Source organism: Janthinobacterium sp. CG_23.3 (genome assembly GCF_046115965.1).
In the GTDB taxonomy this organism is placed as follows: domain Bacteria; phylum Pseudomonadota; class Gammaproteobacteria; order Burkholderiales; family Burkholderiaceae_D; genus Janthinobacterium.
Genome location: NZ_JBJXIB010000055.1, coordinates 20,937 through 37,283, shown reverse-complemented (window position 1 = coordinate 37,283; position 16,347 = coordinate 20,937). Strand labels below are relative to the sequence as shown.

Genomic DNA, 16,347 nt, shown 5'->3' with positions numbered 1-16,347 from the left:
GCGTCGCCTCCAAGCGCCTAAAGGCGGGCTGGAACGCCGACTACCTTGGCAAGGTGTTGGGCCTGGCCATCTGATCCTTCATGCAATCGCCCTGGGTCTCCCCCCCAGACTTACGCCGCTGGTTTTTCATGCGCCGCACGGTCCATTATAGACCGCGCGCACGGCCCCGCCCCGCCTTAGACGATGCGCTCGCCGTTGCTCGGGTCGAACAACGCCGCCTTCGACAGGTTGAACGACAGCGTCATCGTCTGGCCCGGCTGCACCGCTTCGCGCGGGTGGGCGCGGCAGGTCACGGAGCCACCGTTGAGTTTGGTCGTCAACAGCGTGTCCGGGCCGGTCGGCTCGACCAGGTCGACCAGGCAGGACATGGTCTGGCCGCCTTCGCCGTGCGCGCTGCTCAGGTCGGTGATCTGCTCCGGGCGGATGCCCAGCGTGACGTCGCGGCCGGCGAACGGGCGCAGCAGCGCGGCGTCGAACGGCAGCTTCAGGCGCGCGCTCTGGCCGGCGTTTTCAATGGCCACGAACACGTCGCCGTTGGCGTCGATGGCCGGACGGCAGGTGATGAAGTTCATCGACGGCGAGCCGATGAAGCCGGCCACGAACAGGTTGGCCGGGTTGTCGTAGATGTCTTGCGGCGTGCCCAGTTGCTGTACCACGCCGTCCTTCATCACGGCGATCAGGTCGCCCATCGTCATCGCCTCGATCTGGTCGTGGGTGACGTAGACGATGGTCGAATGCAGGCGCTGGTGCATCAGCTTGATCTCGGCGCGCATTTCCACGCGCAGCTTGGCGTCCAGGTTCGACAGCGGTTCGTCGAACAGGAACAGCGACGGCTTGCGCGAGATCGCCCGGCCCATCGCCACGCGCTGGCGCTGGCCGCCCGACAACTGGGCCGGCCGACGGTCCAGCAAATGGGTGATCTGCAAGGTTTCGGCGACGCGCGCGACGATCTCCTCCTGCTCCGCCTTGGGGACCTTTTTGACGCCCAGGCCGAAGGCGATGTTCTCGCGCACCGTCATCGACGGGTACAGCGCGTACGACTGGAACACCATGGCGATATCGCGGTCCTTCGGCGGCAGGTCGTTGACGACCTTGCCGTCGATGAGGATCTGGCCGGAGGTGACGCTTTCCAGGCCGGCGATCATGTTGAGCAAGGTGGACTTGCCGGAGCCGGAGCCGCCGACGAGGATCAGGAACTGGCCGTCCTTGATCTCGATGTCGATGCCCTTGAGCACTTCGACGCCGTTGGTATAGACCTTGCGGATGCTGCGAATCGATAAGCTAGACATGTATGTACTCCTTAACCTTTGACTGCGCCGGCGGTCAGGCCGCGCACAAAATAACGACCGGCGACCAGGTACACCAGCAGCGTCGGCAGCGCCGCGATGATGGCGGCGGCCATGTTGACGTTGTATTCCTTCACGCCGGTGGAGGTGTTGACCAGGTTGTTCAGCCCGACCGTGATCGGTTGCGACTCGCCCGAGGCGAAGACGATGCCAAACAGGAAGTCGTTCCAGATCTGGGTGAACTGCCAGATGATGCTGACGACGAAGATCGGGCCGGAAATCGGCAGCACGATCTTGCGGAAGATCAGGAAGAAGCCGGCGCCGTCGATGCGCGCGGCCTTGATCAACTCTTCCGGCACGCCGATGTAGTAGTTGCGGAAGAACAGCGTGGTGAAGGCGGTGCCGTAGACCACGTGGACGAATACCAGGCCGGTGGTGGTGTTGGCCAGGCCGAACTGGCCGAGCAGGCGCGCCATCGGCAGGATCACCACCTGGAACGGAATGAAGCAACCCACCAGCAAGGCGGCGAACAGCATTTCCGAACCGCGGAAGCGCCAATGCGCGAACACGTAGCCGTTGAAGGCGCCCAGGAAGGTCGAGATCAGCACGGCCGGAATGACCATCTTGATCGAATTCCAGAAGAACGGCTGCATGCCGTTGCAGGTGACGCCGGTACAGGCCGACGACCAGGCCTTGGCCCAGGAGTCGGTCTGCCACAGCACCGGCAGCGCCAGCAGGTTGCCGCTGCGGATCTCGTCGAGCGATTTAAACGACGTCGACAGCATGACGTACAGCGGCGCGATGTAGTAGACCGCGAACAGGATCAGCAGCAGGTACATGACGCCGCGGCCGAGGTTGATGCTTGGTTTAGTGTGTGTCATCTCATCGCCTTTGCGCTGCGCGCTTCCATATACATCAGCGGCACCAGTACCGCCACGATGGTGGCCAGCATCATCATGGCCGACGCCGAACCCAGGCCGAGCTGGCCGCGGGTGAAGGAAAATTGGTACATGAAGATCGCCGGCACGTCCGACGAGTTGCCCGGTCCGCCGGCCGTCAGCGCGATCACCAGGTCGAAACTCTTGATGGCGATGTGCGACAGGATCAGCAGCACGCTGAAGAACACCGGACGCATCGCCGGAATCACGATGCGCCGGTAAATCGTCGGCAAGGTGGCGCCGTCGACCTGGGCCGCCTTGATGATTTCGTCGTCGATGCCGCGCAGGCCGGCCAGGAACAGCGCCATCACGAAACCGGACGACTGCCACACGCCGGCGATGACGACGGTGTAGATCGCCATATCGGAGTTGACCAGCCAGTCGAAGGTGAACGACGTCCAGCCCCAGTCGTGCATGACCTTTTCCAAGCCCAGGCTGGGGTTCAGCATCCACTTCCAGGCGGTACCGGTGACGATGAACGACAGTGCCATCGGGTACAGGTAAATGGCGCGCAGGAAGCCTTCGGCGCGGATTTTCTGGTCCAGCAGGATCGCCATGAACAGGCCGATGGCGATGCTGGCGCCGATGAACAGGGTGCCGAAGATGCCCAGGTTTTGCAGCGAGGTCCACCAGCGTTCGTTGTCGAACAGCTCGTAGTACTGGACCAGGCCGGCGAATTCGAAGTTCGGCATCAGCCGGGATTCGGTCAGGGATATATAACCGGTCAAAAAGATAAAGCCGTAGACGAATACCAGACTGGCGACGAGCGTGGGGCCCAGCACGAGTTGCGGTATCCATCGGTCAAAATGCTTGCGTAGGGACATAGGACTGCCGTATGAAGAAGGAAAAGCGGGAGGCGCCGCCGCGGGGGGGCGGCGGCGCCGTCGGAGCACGTCGTTGCATCGGCCCGCCGGTGGCGGGCGCGGATTCAAACGAAGGGCCGGCAGCCGTGCGCTGCCTGCCCTGTTGCCGGCGCGGCCCGCCGTGGCGGACCGATGCACGGCTCCTGGATTACTTCACTTTGGCCGCTTTCGCCAGCGCCGCAACCGCGTCCTTCGAGCTCATGTTGGAGTTCATGAACTTGGCGATCACGTCGACCACCGCGCCCTGGGTCGCCGACGGCAAGGCCATGCCGTGCGCGAACGATGGCACCAGGCCGCCGTTCTTGTTGGTCGAATCCATGTCGTCCATCGATTTGATGGCGCAATCGTCGAACTTGGCGCGCGAGACGCCGGAACGCACCGGGATCGAACCCTTGTTGAGGTTGAAGATGGCCTGGAACTTCGGATTCATGATGGCCGTGGCCAGCGCGAACTGGCCCTTCTTGGCTTCGGCGTCCTTCTGGGTGAACATGGCGAACGAGTCGACGTTGAAGGTGTAAGCCTTGTCGGTGCCAGGCGCGGCGGCGCAGATGTAGTCGCGGCCCGGGATCTTGCCGGCGTTGGAGAACTCGCCCTTGGCCCAGTCGCCCATGAATTGGAAGCCGGCCTTGCCGTTGATGACCATGGCGGTCGCCAGGTTCCAGTCGCGGCCGGCGGCGTCCTTGTCGATATAGCCCTTGACCTTGCCCAGGGTGTCGAACACTTTGACCATGGTCGGGCTGGTCAGTTCTTTCTGGTCCAGCTTGATCAGCGCTTTTTTGTAGAACTCGGTGCCGCCCACGCCCAGCGCGACCGACTCGAACACGGTGGCGTCTTGCCAAGGCTGGCCGCCGTGGGCGATGGCGATGCCGCCGGATTTCTTGATTTTCTCGGCGGCGTCGAAGAACGCGTCCCAGGTGGCCGGCACGCCGACGACGCCGGCTTTTTTCAGCACGTCGGGATTGGCCCACATCCAGTTGACGCGATGCACGTTGACCGGCGCGGCGACGTAGTGGCCCTTGTATTTCATGATGTCGGCGACCACTTTCGGCAGCACGGCGTCCCATTTGCCGGCGGCGGCGGCGTCGTCGATGTTGGCCAGCACGCCTTCCTTGCCCCATTCCTGGATCGACGGGCCCTTCAGTTGGGCGGCGGTCGGCGGGTTGCCGGAGATGACGCGGGTTTTCAGCGCGGTCGCGGCGTTTTCGCCCGCGCCGCCGGCCACGGCGAAGTCTTTCCAGCCGAAACCGTCTTCTTTGACGATCTGTTGCAGTTGGCCCACGGATTTGGCTTCGCTGCCGGAAGTCCAGTAGTGCAGCACTTCGACGTCGGTGGCGAAGGCGTTGCCGGCGAATGCCAGGCTGGTCAACATGACGATGTGTTTCAGTTTCATCTCCAAATTCCTTATTATGGTCCTACGTATTGGGGCCCCGGCGGCGGAACATTCCGTCCGCCCGGACATGGTGAAAACGCGCCTGTGCCGGCGCTTTTGAAACAACCGGCCGCGACTGCCTCCCCGGCCGGGCGGCGCCCATCACACGCATGCATTGCACATCAGCATATGTATCACATTGGCGCCAAATACGCACCTTCGCGGGCGCGCATTTTTCATTTGAAGCTTAGAACCAGCTTTCCACTTGGACGCCGAACGAGGTGCCGCTGGTGCCGTTGTTGTAGATCGGGCCGGAATTGTTGGAGGCGTTGACCGAGGCCGTCGCCGCTTGGTTCCACTTGCCGTAGGTGACGAAGGCGCGCAATTCCGGACGCGACCACAGGCCAGGGCCGGCCGAGATCGTCGGCGCCAGCGTCAGCTTGGTCAGGCGCTTGGTCGGGCCACGGCTGTCGGTGACGCGGTCGGTGCCCAGTTCGACGACCATCTTGAGGTTCTGGTTGAAGGCGTAGACCGGGCGCACGCCCAGCGAGGTCCAGGTCGACGAGCCGCCGGCGTCGGACTTGTCTTTTTGCACCAGGGCGACCATTTCCATGCCCATGTTTTCGGTCGGCTGGATCCACAGGTCGTTGAAGACGCGCACGCGCTTGACGTCCGAACCCAGAGAGGTGTAGCCGGAGGCGCCCATTTGCCCGTTGCCGACGCCGATACCGGTGCCCGGGCCGACGCCGTACTGCACGCCGAAGGTGTTGGCGCCGCCGAATACCTTGGCTTGCTTGTGGAACAGCGACACTTGCCAGCCGTTGTGCTTCTGGCCCAGGGCGTCGTCGTTCTTGCCCTCGGCGGTGATGATGGTGGCCGCGATGTCGAAGGTGCCGTCGGTGTTGACCGGCACGTCGCCGTAGATGAAGTTCTGGCGGATCGCCGACGGCGTGCCGACCACCTTGCCGTTGGCGTCGAGGGTGTTGGTGTCGCGGTCCTTGAAGAAGGCGTAGGAGAACTTGCCCGGACCCGCGCCGATGCGGTCGAGGCCGGCGCCGGTGCCGTTCATGTTGATGTATTGCAGATCCAGCATGTGGATGTCGGGACGGTAGTAGAAGCGCTTACCCATCCAGGCGGTGCCGCCGTTCAGGAAGTCCAGACCCTTGGCTTCGATAAAGGCCTTGTTCAGCCCCAGCTTCTTGTCGCCGAAATCCGAATTCGGGCTGTAGACGTTGGCCCATACCGTGGCGACGTAGCTGACGCCGCCGCTCTTCGCGATTTCCTTGGTGTAACCGCCTTCGAAGTAGGCGTCGCATTCGTTGCCGAGGCGGTACTTCATCGTGTTGCCGCCCAAGCCGAAGCAACCCTGCGGGCCGCCGTCGCCGGCGGTGGTGCTGCCGGCGCCAACACGGAAGTAACCGTGGAAGCCTTCTTCGTCGGCAACGGCCGCTCCGCAGGCCAGGGCCAGGGTGATTGCCGCGGGCAGGGCTTTCAACATCGTGCGATTCATGGTGTCTCCTTAGTATGTATATTTTTTTATCCGGCAAAAAGTACGGGGGTTCGTCTTTTGCAGTCCAGAATTGTTTCCGGTAGAGAGATAGTAACTATACTACGAATAAAGATCAACAGATGATGTTGTAATCCTACGACGACGTGCGTGAAACATACGCCGCGCGCCGTGTTGACCAGGGCCGGCGGCGGCGCCGAATAGTGCAGCGCAACGTTGCGATCCGCATTAGAATCCGACTTGCCAATAAAAAACTAGAACGCGCCGCGCGGTGGCATGGCCCCCGGCGCGCGCGACACGCAAGAAGAGACGCAAGAAGAGACACGCCATGAAAACAGAAGACATCTCCGGCCTGGCCGGCGCCGAGCCGGCCGACCGCTACAGCGACGGCCCGCGCCTGCTGGCCGACATCGGCGGCACCAACGCCCGCTTCGGGCTGGAAACCCGGCCGGGCCGATTCGAGGCGGTCGTCGTGCTGCGCTGCGACGACTACCCGTCGCTGCTGGACGCCATCGACGCCTATATGAACAGCGCCGAGGCGAAAACGGCCGGCGCGGCGCGGGTGCACCACGCCGCCATCGCCATCGCCAATGCCATCGACGACGACATCATCAAAATGATGAACCACCACTGGTTCTTCTCGATCGAGGCGATGCGCACCGCGCTGGGCCTGGACACGCTGCTGGTGGTCAACGACTTCACGGCGCTGGCGATGGCCCTGCCCCATTTGCAAGCGCAGCAGCGGCATAAAATCGGCGGCGGCGAGGCGCGCCCGGACAGCGTGATCGGCCTGCTCGGCCCGGGCACCGGGCTGGGCGTGTCGGCCATGATCCCGGCCGAGGACCGCTGGATCGCCCTCGGCAGCGAGGGCGGCCACGTCAGCTTCGCGCCCTGCGACCAGCGCGAAATGGACGTGCTGGCCTACGCCTGGCGCGAGCTGGCGCACGTCTCGGCCGAACGGCTAGCCTCCGGCCGCGGCCTGGAGCTGATCTACCGCGCGCTGCGCGAGCGCGCCGGCAAGCCCGACGCGGCGCCGCTGCCGGCCGCCGAGATCACCGCCAGGGCGCTGGCCGGCGGCTGCGCCGTCTGCGCCGAGGCGGTCGACTGCTTTTGCGCGATCCTCGGCTCGGTGGCCGGCAACCTGGCGATGACGCTGGGCGCGCTGGGCGGCATCTACATCGGCGGCGGCATCGTGCCGCGGCTGGGCCCCTTGTTCGCGCAGTCGCCGTTCCGCCGCCGCTTCGAGGAAAAGGGCCGCCTGGGCGACTACTTGGCGCAGATTCCAACCTACGTCATCGCCGCCGAGCAACCGACCTTCCTGGGCATCTCGGCGATCCTGGCGCAGAAACTCAAACTGGCCCACGCCGGCGCGCCGGTGCTGGAAAAAATCCGCCAGGCGCGCGACCGCATGAGTCCGTCCGAGTGCAAGGTCGCCGACTGGGTGCTGAAGGAGCCGAAGGCGATGCTGACGCTGCCGATCGCCGAGATCGCCCATCGCACCGGCGTCAGCCAACCGACGGTGATGCGTTTTTGCCGCTCGATCGGGGTGCAGGGACTGGCCGACTTCAAGCTCAAGCTGGCCTCCGGCCTGACCGGCGGCGCCATCACGGTGGCCCACTGCCACGTCGAGATTTCCGACTCGGACGCCGAACTGGCGCGCAAGGTGCTGGGCAACAACGCCTCGGCCGCGCTGGCGCTGCGCGACATGCTCGACATCAAGTCGCTGACGGCGGCCATGGAACTGCTGCGCAAGGCCAAGCGGGTCGAGCTGCTCAGCGTCGGCAGCGCCCGCGTGGTGGCCGAGGACATGCAGCAAAAATTGCTCAACCTGGGCATCGTGTCGAACTATTTCCCCGACCCGCAGGCGCAGGAGATGAGCGCGGGCTTGCTCACGCCGAACGACGTGGTGCTGGTCATTTCGCGCTCGGGCGCGCCGCCGGAGCTGCTGCGTTCGACCAAGGTGGCGCGCGCCTGCGGCGCGCAAATTCTCGCCATCACCACCAGCGGCTCGCCGCTGGCCAAGCTGGCCGACGTGCTATTGACGCTGAACCACCCGGAGGGCAACTTGAACTTCGTGCCGATGATCGTGCGCCTGCTGCAACTGATGCTGCTCGACATACTGTCGGTCGGCCTGGCGCGGCGCGACACGGCGCAGCGCGGCGACGCGGCGGACGCCGGCGGCGCGCGCAACGGCGCCCGCGTCAGCGGCAAACTCAAGTTCGGCGGCCACCTCGAATAGCGGCGGCCGTTCGCTCCGGCGTTGAGTTCATCAAAACCAAGGGCGCCACCCCGGGGTCGGACCTTCAGGTCTGGCCCCGGCTCTTCGCCTTTGGTTGTAACCGCGCCTCCGGCCGCGCCACTACGACAACGAGCTGGCGGCGAACAGCCGTTCGACCAGCGCCACGTCCGGCGGCGTCGCGCCGGCGGCCAGGCAGGCGCCCGCGCCCGCCGCGACGGCGAAGCGCAAATGCTCGCCGCCGTCGTGCCGCGGCCGGTACATCAGGCTGTACAGCAATCCGCCGATGCTGGCGTCGCCGGCGCCGACCGAGTCGACGACGTCGATCTTCGGCGGCGCCGCCTGCCACACCGCGCCGTCGCGGTACAGCGCGGCGCCCCGCGCACCCTTGGTATACAGGTAGGTCGCGTGCGGGTTCCAGCCGCGCAGCGTGGCGAAGGCGGCGTCGATGTCGGCGCTGCGGAACAAGCCTTCCAAATCCTCGTCCGAGACCTTGATGACGTCGGCCAACTCGGTCATGCGCCGCAGTGTGGCGTCATAATGTTCGTCCATCAGCACGCGGAAGTTGGGGTCGTAGCTGATCTTCACGCCGGCCGCCTTGAGTTCGGCGGCCAGCGCCAGCAGCTTGCCGGCAAGCGGCTGGCGCGCCAGGCTGATGCCGCCGAAATGCACCCACTGCGCCTTCCCCTGCCAGCCCTGCGGCAGCAGCGCGGCGTCGAAATGCAGGTCGGCGCTGTCGTCGCCGACGAAGAAGTATTGCGGCGGGCTCAGGTGGTGCACGATCGCCAGCAGCGGCGATTTGTCGAGCTGCTGCATGAAACGCGGGTCCAGCCCGGCCGCGGTGTTGGCGGCCGCCAGCGCGTCGCCGAAGACGTCGCGGCTGACGGCGCCGGCGAAGGCGCTCGGCACGCCCAGGCGCGCCATCACGCGCGCCACGTTCCAGGTCGAGCCGCCGACCTGCGCGCTCCAGCTGTCGGCGCCGCTGCGCAGCATGTCGGTCAGGGCTTCGCCGGCGGAAACGAAGCGCGGCAGCGCGCGCGCCGCGTCGATGACGTTGAGCACTTCGTAGCAGGCGCCCATGGTGTGGTAATCGACTTTGCCGGCCGGACTTTTCTCGGCGCCGAGTTTGGCGTTGTCGGCGCTGAGGATGCGATACCAGGCGCCGTGCTGGTGGTCGACGAAGTGGCGCCAGCTGTAGTCCCAGATTTTGTCGTAGCAATCCCAGTAGCGCGCCTCGCCGCTGCGCGCGGCCAGCACGGCCGCCGCCGCCAGGCTCTCGGCCTGGACCCAGAAGTATTTGTCGCCGTCGCAGATTTCACCGTCCGGGCCGAAGCCGTAGAAGATGCCGCCCCGCTCGCCGTCCCAGGCGTTCGCCAGCGCCGCGTCGAACAGCGCGGCGGCGCGCGGCGCCAGCCAGTCGGACGGGCCGGCCAGCGCGCCGGCGTGGCGTTCCATGATCAACAGCAGCTTGGCCCATTCGGTAAAGTGGCCCGGCTGGTAGCCCCACGGGCGGAAGATGTTGCTCTTGTCGTGGAGGTTGTATTCCCAGTCGATGGACCAGTCCGGCTTGTAGTGTTCCCAAATCATGCCGCCGGCCAGCGCTGCCTGGCGCACGGTGATGTTGTGCGCCAGCGTTTCCGCGCGGTGCAGGTAACGCGCGTCGCCGCTGGCCTCGAAGGCCGCCAGCAAGGCCTCGCAGGCGTGCATATTGGCGTTTTGGCCGCGGTACGGGTCGAGGGTGGACCAGTCGGCGCTGGCCTGGTCGGCGTACAGGCCGTGTTCGGGCTGCCAGAAGCGGCACTCCATCAGCTCGAAGGTTTCGTCGAGGTGGGCGCGGGCTTCATCCACGCCGGCCATCAAGGCGTGCGCGTAGGCCAGCAGCACGAAGGCCAGGCCGTAGCAATGGTTGTCGCCGTCGACGACGGCGGCCTTGCCGTGCGTCCATGTCAACTGCCAGGCGTAGCCGCCGCTGTCCGGGTTGCGGTGGGCGTCGCGCAGGAAGGCCACGCCGTGGCGCACCGCCGCCAGATAGTCGGCGTCGCCGAATTGGCGGTAGGCCATCGCGTAGTTGAAGACAAAACGGGTGCTGCTGACCAGGTGCCGGGTGGCGTGGTCGTAGATGCCGCCGTCGTCCATGAAGAAGTGGTAAAACCCGCCGCTCGGGTCGACGCAGCGGGGGTGGTAGAACTGCATCGTGTGCTTGATGTGGCCCAGCAGCATGCCGCGCGAACGGAAATCAGGATTCATGGAGTATCTCGGCAAGATATGTTATCGATAGCAGCGATAATATCACGAGCCGCGTCAAAGGGGACAGACCACGATTTCCGAGGGAAGTTTCTCGGAAATCGTGGTCTGTCCCCGGTTTAGCCGGCTCCGCTCAGCCCGCCGCTTTGGCCGCCGCCGCGCGCGCCCGGTATGCCGTGGTGCTTTCGTAGCCGACGCCCCAGTTGTCGGTGTCGACTTCGTCGATCAGCACGAAGGTGTGGTCGGGGTTTTTGTTCAGCACGCGCACCAGCAGTTCGGTGGTGCCGGCGATCAGTTGCTGTTTTTGTTCGGCGGTGACGCCGTCGCGGGTGATGCGGATGTTTACATATGGCATGGTTATGCCTCCTTGCTGTGGTTGGAAAAAGGGTTGCGAGCGACGCGTGGGCCTACCAGGCGCCGGCGCTGGCGCCGCCGTCCACCGCCAGCACGACGCCGCTGGTGAATTTCGCCGACGTCAGGTAAAGCACAGCGTCGACGACGTCGCTGGTGGCGCCGGTATGCCCGGCCGGCGACAGCGTGGACAGGAAGGCGCGGGTGCCGTCGTCCTGCTGGTAAATCGGGGTGTCGATAATGCCGGGCGCCACCGCGCTGACCTTGACGTTGAGCGGCGCCAGTTCGATCGCCAGCGCGCGGGTGGCGTCGTTCAGGCCGCCTTTGATCAGCACCGGCAACAGCGCCGGCACCTTGGCGTTCGGCTGCATGGCGATGCTGGCGGTGATGGTGACGATGTGGCCCTGGCGGCGCGCGCCCATGTGCGCGGCCGCCTGCTGGCTCGGGTAGAAAAAACCCTTCAGGTTGGTGTTGACGATGCTTTCCAGGTCGTCCTCGCTGTAGTCGCCGACCGGTTTGGCGATGAAGATGCCGGCGTTGTTGATCAGGATGTCGACCCGGCCGAACGCGGCGATGGCGCGTTCGAACAGCTTGCGCGCCGTGGCCGGCTGGGCGATGTCGCCGTCGACCGCTAGGAACCGCGCCGGGTTCCCCAGTTTGGCGGCGGCCGCCTGCAGGCGCTCGGCGCTGCGGGCGTTGCCGACGACGTTGTAGCCGCGTTTCAAGTATTCCTCGGCCAGCGCGAAACCTATGCCGCTTGAGGCGCCGGTGATGATGACCGTTTGTGTGCTTGCGTTCATGTCGGATGCTCCTTCAACGTGTGTGTATATCGATGTGGCCGCGGCAGGTTTGCCGGGCCCATGTGATGCACTATACTGATGCGTTCGATGCAGATAAATACCGTTTTCATCAAATGAATTGATACACGGTGTAATGAATAGGGCGGCCGATGAAGCGCAATTTCGATGACCTGTTGCTGGGCAGCATAGAGCTGTTTTGCCTTGCGGCCGAGCTGGGCAGCTTTACGGCGGCCGCCGCCGCGGCCAGCGTGACGCCGGCCGCGGTGAGCCGCTCGGTGTCGCGGCTGGAGCAGCGGCTGGGCGCGCGCCTGTTTGCCCGCACCACGCGGCAGGTCAAGCTGACCGACGGCGGCCGGGTGTATTTCGAACAGTGCCGCCAGGCGCTGTCGCAGCTGGTCGACGCCGAACGGCTGGTGAGCGGCGCCCAAGCCGCCCCGGCCGGCCTGCTGCGCATTAGCGTGCCGACGCCGTATGGGCACTATCGGCTGCTGCCGTTGCTGCCGCAATTCCGGCAAACATATCCGGGCGTGGAGATCGAGGTACACCTCAGCAACCGCAACATCGATTTCGCCGACGAGGGCTACGACCTGGCCATCCGCGGCCGCGGGCCGGCCGACTCGAGCCTGATCGCCCGCAAGCTGGAGGACGCCGAGCTGGTGCTGGTGGCGGCGCCGGCGTATCTGCGCCGCGCCGGCGCGCCCGCCTCGCTCGACGATCTGCAGGCGCACGACTGCATCCAGTTCGAACTGCCGAGCACGGGCCGGCGCATTTCCTGGCCCTTCATGGTCGACCGGCAGGTGGTCGAGGTCGCCACCGGCGGCGGCTATTGCTGCGCCGACGACGTGCTCGGCATCGTGACGCTGGCCCGCGCCGGCGCCGGGCTGGTGCAAACCTACCGCTTCATTGTCGAGCAAGACCTGGAACGGGGCGACCTGGTGGAATTGCTGCCGCAGTTCGGCGGCACCTCGCGCCCCTTCATCCTGCTGTATCCGCAGGTGCGGCACATGTCGGCGCGGGTCCGCACCTTCGTCGATTTTTTGCTTGAGCAACTGGCCCGGCCGCGCGCCTGAACAAGCAATTGAAGTGCGACAGGCCTTCAGGCCTGTCGATCTAAAAGAGGATTGGAAGGGGTTTGAATCCCCTCCCAATCCGCTACGTGAAACCCCGGCCTTCAGGCCGGGGTATTGCCTGCGCACCGCCCTGAAGGGCGGGGTCTCAACCGGAGTCAGAATTTGATGAATTAAATGCCATTCAATGTGCTTGACCGGCGCGACGGGCGGCCCCTACAATGTTCCGCTACTCCATGGCTCGCCCTCATATGGTCCGCACACTCTATATCGCCACCTTCACGCTGCTGATGGGCCACCAGATCGACGCGGCCTACTGGCGCGAATGGAAAATGTTCCACCTGCCGGGCGGCGTGCAGTTTTACGACGTGTTCAACCTGGCGGTGGTCCCGCTGCTGCTGCTCGGCTTCCAGGCGGTGGTGCTGCGCCGCGCCAGCGGCTACCGCTATTCGCTGTTCGCGGCCGCGCTGGGCCTGCTGACCTTCGCCATCCACGCCGGTTTCCTGCTGTGCGGCTTCGACCAGTTCACGCTGCCGGTGTCGCTGGCGATCGTCGCCGGCTGCGGCCTGTCCGGCCTGGCCCAGTTGATCGCGACGCTCAAGGTGAAAGCCGAGTTCAGCGGCCAACCCTAGCTTCCACGGCGAGCTTCCAACTTCCAACCACCGCCACCTTTCATCGTCAGGACCCCACCATGCCCACCGAACTGCCGGCGCTGATCATCATCGATATGCAGAAGGCCATGGCCGACCCGGCCGCCGGAGCGCGCAACAACCCGCAGGCGGAGGCGTGCATCGCCGCCCTGCTGGGAGCGTGGCGCGGCGCCGGCGGCGTCGTGGTCCACGTGCGCCACATGTCGACCTCGCCCGGTTCGCTGTTCTGGCCGGGCCGGCCCGGGGTCGAGTTCCAGGAGGCGCTGGCGCCGTTGCCGGGCGCCCATGTGGTCGAGAAAAACGTGCCGGACGCCTTCATCAACAGCGCCCTGGAGCGTTGGCTGCGGGTGCGCGGCGTCGGCGCCGTGGTGCTGGTCGGCGTCAGCACCAACAATTCGGTCGAGGGCAGCGCGCGCAGCGCCAGCAACCTGGGTTTTGACGTCACGGTGGTGGCCGACGCCTGCTTCGCCTTCGACAAGACCGACTACGCCGGCACCCGCCGCAGCGCCGCCGACGTCCACGCGATGGCGCTGGCCAACCTGGACGGCGAACACGCGCGCATCACCAGCACCGCCGCCCTGCTGGCCACCCTGCCGGGCCTGGCGTAATGCGCATCGCCATCCTCTCCGACATCCACGGCAATTTGGCGGCGCTGCAGGCCGTCGCCGCCGACCTGGCGCGGCGCGGCGTCGACGCCGTGGTCAACCTGGGCGACAGCCTGTCCGGCCCGCTGCTGCCGCTGGAAACGGCGCAATTCCTGATGGCGCAGGACTGGACCCACCTGGCCGGCAACCACGAGCGCCAGATCCTTGCGTGCCACGCCGGCTCCGGGCAGTCCGACCTCTACGCGCGCTCGCGGCTGACGCACACGGAATTGGACTGGATCGCCTCGCTGCGCCCGGCGCTGCAGTTCGCGCCGGACGTGCTGCTGTGCCACGGCAGCCCCGACAGCGACGTCACCGGCCTGCTGCAAACGGCCGAGCGCAACGCCAGCGCGCAGGAAGTGGCGCAGCGTTTGGGCGACGTCGCCGCGGCGCTGGTCGCCTGCGGCCACACGCACGTGGCGCGCAGCGTGCGCGGCGCGCGCGGGCAACTGATCGTCAACCCCGGCAGCGTCGGCCAGCCGGCCTACCGGGACGACTATCCGCATCCGCACGCGATCGAATCGGGTTCGCCGGACGCCCGCTACGCCATCGCCGAGCGGCGCGCCGGGATCTGGCAAGCGGAATTGATCGGCGTGCCCTACCCGCACCGCGACATGGCGGCGCTGGCCGCCCTGCGCGGGCGCGACGACTGGGTTGTCGCCTTGAACAGCGGCTACATGTCGGTGGAGTCGAATAACGTTTAGTAGGTCGGATTAGCGCAGCGTAATCTGAGGCCTAGCCGCTGCCGACGCCAATCGGGTTTGCCACGTCGTGTAACGGCGGAGGGCTAACCCGACCTATGAAAACGTGCCAACTTAACGCAGCAACAGCAAGCCCGTCACGTACTTATCGACGTCATGCGACGCGTGCGCGCGCTGTATCAGCTTCTCGCCCGCGCCCCGGCCGCGTCAACGCAGGCGCAACGGCACGTACACCGTGGCCGCGCCGCGCCGCACCAGCAGGGCCACGGTCTGGCCGGAATAGACGCTGAGCTGCTTTTCCAGCGCAGCGGCGCTTTTCACCGCCACGTTGTTCAGCGCCAGGATCACGTCGCCGCTCTGGATGCCCGCGCGCAGCGCCGGACCGGCCGTGGCGCGCACCAGCACGCCGTCGCTGGTTTTCAGGCGCGTACGCTGTTCGGCGCTCAGGTCGCTCAACTGCAACCCGGCCGCGTTGGCCTGGACCGGCTCGGCGTCCGGCGTCGCCGAGTCGGCGCTGGCGCCGGCCCTGGAGCGCTCCGGCAGCAACTCCTCGACCTTGACCCTGACGCCGGCGACCTCGCCCTTGCGCCAGTAGCGCACCGCCACCGTGCCGCCCGGCCTGGCTTCGGCCACCATACGCGCCAGATCGGACGAACTGGCCACCGGCCTGGCGTCGATGCTGAGAATAACGTCGCCGGGGCGCAGGCCGGCCTTTTCCGCCGGGCCGTTTTTTTCGACCATGCCCACCAGCGCACCGGTGACGTCCTTCAAGCCGAACGAGCTGGCCAGGTCGGCCGACATTTCCTGCACCTGGATACCGATGCGCCCGCGTCGCACCTTGCCCGTGGCGCGCAACTGTTTCACGACGTCCATCGCGACGTCGATCGGAATCGCGAACGACAGCCCCATGAAGCCGCCGGTGCGGCTGTAGATCTGCGAATTGACGCCGACCACCTCGCCGCGCATATTGAACAGGGGTCCGCCCGAGTTGCCCGGGTTGAGAGCCACATCGGTCTGGATGAAGGGCACGAAACTGCCGTCGGGCAGCGAGCGCCCCTTCGCGCTGACGATGCCGGCGGTGACGCTATTTTCAAAGCCGAACGGCGCGCCGATCGCCGCCACCCATTCGCCGACCTCCAGCTTGGACGGGTCGCCGATCGGCACCACCGGCAGGCCGCTGGCGTCGATCTTGATCAGCGCAACGTCGGTGCGGGCGTCGGCGCCGATGACCTTGGCCTTGTATTCGCGCTTGTTGGTCAGCTTGACGGTGACTTCATCGGTGTTCTCGACGACATGCGCGTTGGTCAGGATGTAGCCGTCGGCGCTGATGATGAAGCCCGAACCCAGGCTTTGCGCCTGGAACTGGCGCGGCGCGGCGCCCGGCGGCATGAAGCGGCGGAAGAAGTCGAAAAACGGGTCGTCGTCGGACGGGACCGGAAAGTCGCTGGCGCTGTCGCTGATGGTCTGCATCGCGCTGATGTTGACCACCCCCGCGCCCTCCTGTTTGACCAGCGTGACAAAGCTGGGCAGCTCCACCGTTGGCGCGCCCAGCGTGTGCGGCGCCCGCGTGGCCTGGACGGGCGTGGCGCCGGAGGCGGCGGTTTGCGCTTGGCCGGCGAATTGCTCCGATTCGGAGCAGCCGGCCAGCAAGACAGCGGCGAGTGCAACAAGATGGCGGTTGGCAAACATGG

The 16,347-nt window shown here is 66.0% G+C and carries 14 protein-coding genes and 1 pseudogene; 5 read left to right on the top strand and 10 right to left on the bottom strand.

The features are described from left to right. Positions 1-176: 176 nt before the first annotated feature. The 5 genes from ACFDR9_RS14470 to ACFDR9_RS14450 all read right to left on the bottom strand — a co-directional run bounded on the left by ACFDR9_RS14470 (position 177) and on the right by ACFDR9_RS14450 (position 5,966). Entirely contained in the window at positions 177-1,289 is a 1,113-nt protein-coding gene (locus ACFDR9_RS14470; protein ID WP_409031437.1) for an ABC transporter ATP-binding protein, read from the bottom strand. An 11-nt stretch (positions 1,290-1,300) separates the two neighbouring features. After that, complete coding sequence (locus tag ACFDR9_RS14465; protein ID WP_051068259.1) at positions 1,301-2,167, bottom strand: carbohydrate ABC transporter permease; 867 nt, start codon at positions 2,165-2,167, stop codon at positions 1,301-1,303. Continuing rightward, positions 2,164-3,048, bottom strand: coding sequence for a carbohydrate ABC transporter permease (locus ACFDR9_RS14460; RefSeq protein WP_026132757.1), 885 nt, complete (start codon positions 3,046-3,048; stop codon positions 2,164-2,166). Before ACFDR9_RS14460 ends, ACFDR9_RS14465 begins: the two co-directional genes overlap by 4 nt. A gap of 187 nt (positions 3,049-3,235) precedes the next feature. Then, a complete protein-coding gene (locus ACFDR9_RS14455) occupies positions 3,236-4,477 on the bottom strand; it encodes an ABC transporter substrate-binding protein (protein ID WP_409031436.1) in 1,242 nt (413 codons plus the stop codon). Positions 4,478-4,703: 226 nt separating this feature from the next. After that, positions 4,704-5,966: a maltoporin gene (locus ACFDR9_RS14450; protein ID WP_409031435.1), complete on the bottom strand. Its 1,263-nt coding sequence runs from the start codon at positions 5,964-5,966 to the stop codon at positions 4,704-4,706. Positions 5,967-6,291: 325 nt separating this feature from the next. On the opposite strand from ACFDR9_RS14450, the gene ACFDR9_RS14445 reads away from it, so the two are divergent. Then, complete coding sequence (locus ACFDR9_RS14445) at positions 6,292-8,202, top strand: glucokinase (protein ID WP_409031434.1); 1,911 nt, start codon at positions 6,292-6,294, stop codon at positions 8,200-8,202. 120 nt (positions 8,203-8,322) lie between these two features. Here ACFDR9_RS14445 and ACFDR9_RS14440 read toward each other — a convergent pair whose 3' ends face one another. The 4 genes and pseudogenes from ACFDR9_RS14440 to ACFDR9_RS14425 all read right to left on the bottom strand — a co-directional run bounded on the left by ACFDR9_RS14440 (position 8,323) and on the right by ACFDR9_RS14425 (position 11,594). Beyond that, positions 8,323-9,192 carry a PfkB family carbohydrate kinase gene (locus ACFDR9_RS14440; protein ID WP_269746266.1) on the bottom strand — a complete coding sequence of 290 codons (870 nt, stop codon included), beginning with the start codon at positions 9,190-9,192 and terminating at the stop codon, positions 8,323-8,325. 54 nt (positions 9,193-9,246) lie between these two features. Continuing rightward, positions 9,247-10,446, bottom strand: a pseudogene (locus ACFDR9_RS14435) (AGE family epimerase/isomerase); the annotation flags it as partial. Positions 10,447-10,576: 130 nt separating this feature from the next. Beyond that, complete coding sequence (locus ACFDR9_RS14430) at positions 10,577-10,798, bottom strand: tautomerase family protein (protein WP_409031433.1); 222 nt, start codon at positions 10,796-10,798, stop codon at positions 10,577-10,579. Between the two features lie 52 nt (positions 10,799-10,850). Beyond that, on the bottom strand, positions 10,851-11,594 hold the full coding sequence (locus ACFDR9_RS14425; RefSeq protein ID WP_409031432.1) for an SDR family NAD(P)-dependent oxidoreductase: 744 nt from the start codon (positions 11,592-11,594) through the stop codon (positions 10,851-10,853). Between the two features lie 149 nt (positions 11,595-11,743). On the opposite strand from ACFDR9_RS14425, the gene ACFDR9_RS14420 reads away from it, so the two are divergent. The 4 genes from ACFDR9_RS14420 to ACFDR9_RS14405 all read left to right on the top strand — a co-directional run bounded on the left by ACFDR9_RS14420 (position 11,744) and on the right by ACFDR9_RS14405 (position 14,659). Then, on the top strand, positions 11,744-12,664 hold the full coding sequence (locus ACFDR9_RS14420) for a LysR substrate-binding domain-containing protein (RefSeq protein ID WP_409031431.1): 921 nt from the start codon (positions 11,744-11,746) through the stop codon (positions 12,662-12,664). 248 nt (positions 12,665-12,912) lie between these two features. Continuing rightward, positions 12,913-13,293 (top strand): DUF6713 family protein, encoded by a 381-nt coding sequence (locus ACFDR9_RS14415; RefSeq protein WP_409031430.1) that lies wholly within the window; start codon positions 12,913-12,915, stop codon positions 13,291-13,293. A 59-nt stretch (positions 13,294-13,352) separates the two neighbouring features. Further along, positions 13,353-13,919 (top strand): cysteine hydrolase family protein, encoded by a 567-nt coding sequence (locus tag ACFDR9_RS14410; RefSeq protein ID WP_409031429.1) that lies wholly within the window; start codon positions 13,353-13,355, stop codon positions 13,917-13,919. Then, positions 13,919-14,659, top strand: a complete 741-nt coding sequence (locus tag ACFDR9_RS14405) for a metallophosphoesterase family protein (protein WP_409031428.1) — start codon at positions 13,919-13,921, stop codon at positions 14,657-14,659. The genes ACFDR9_RS14410 and ACFDR9_RS14405 overlap by 1 nt, the downstream gene beginning before the upstream one ends. A 204-nt stretch (positions 14,660-14,863) precedes the next feature. On the opposite strand, the gene ACFDR9_RS14400 is transcribed toward ACFDR9_RS14405, so the two are convergent. Beyond that, complete coding sequence (locus ACFDR9_RS14400; RefSeq protein WP_409031427.1) at positions 14,864-16,345, bottom strand: DegQ family serine endoprotease; 1,482 nt, start codon at positions 16,343-16,345, stop codon at positions 14,864-14,866. Positions 16,346-16,347 lie beyond the last annotated feature (2 nt).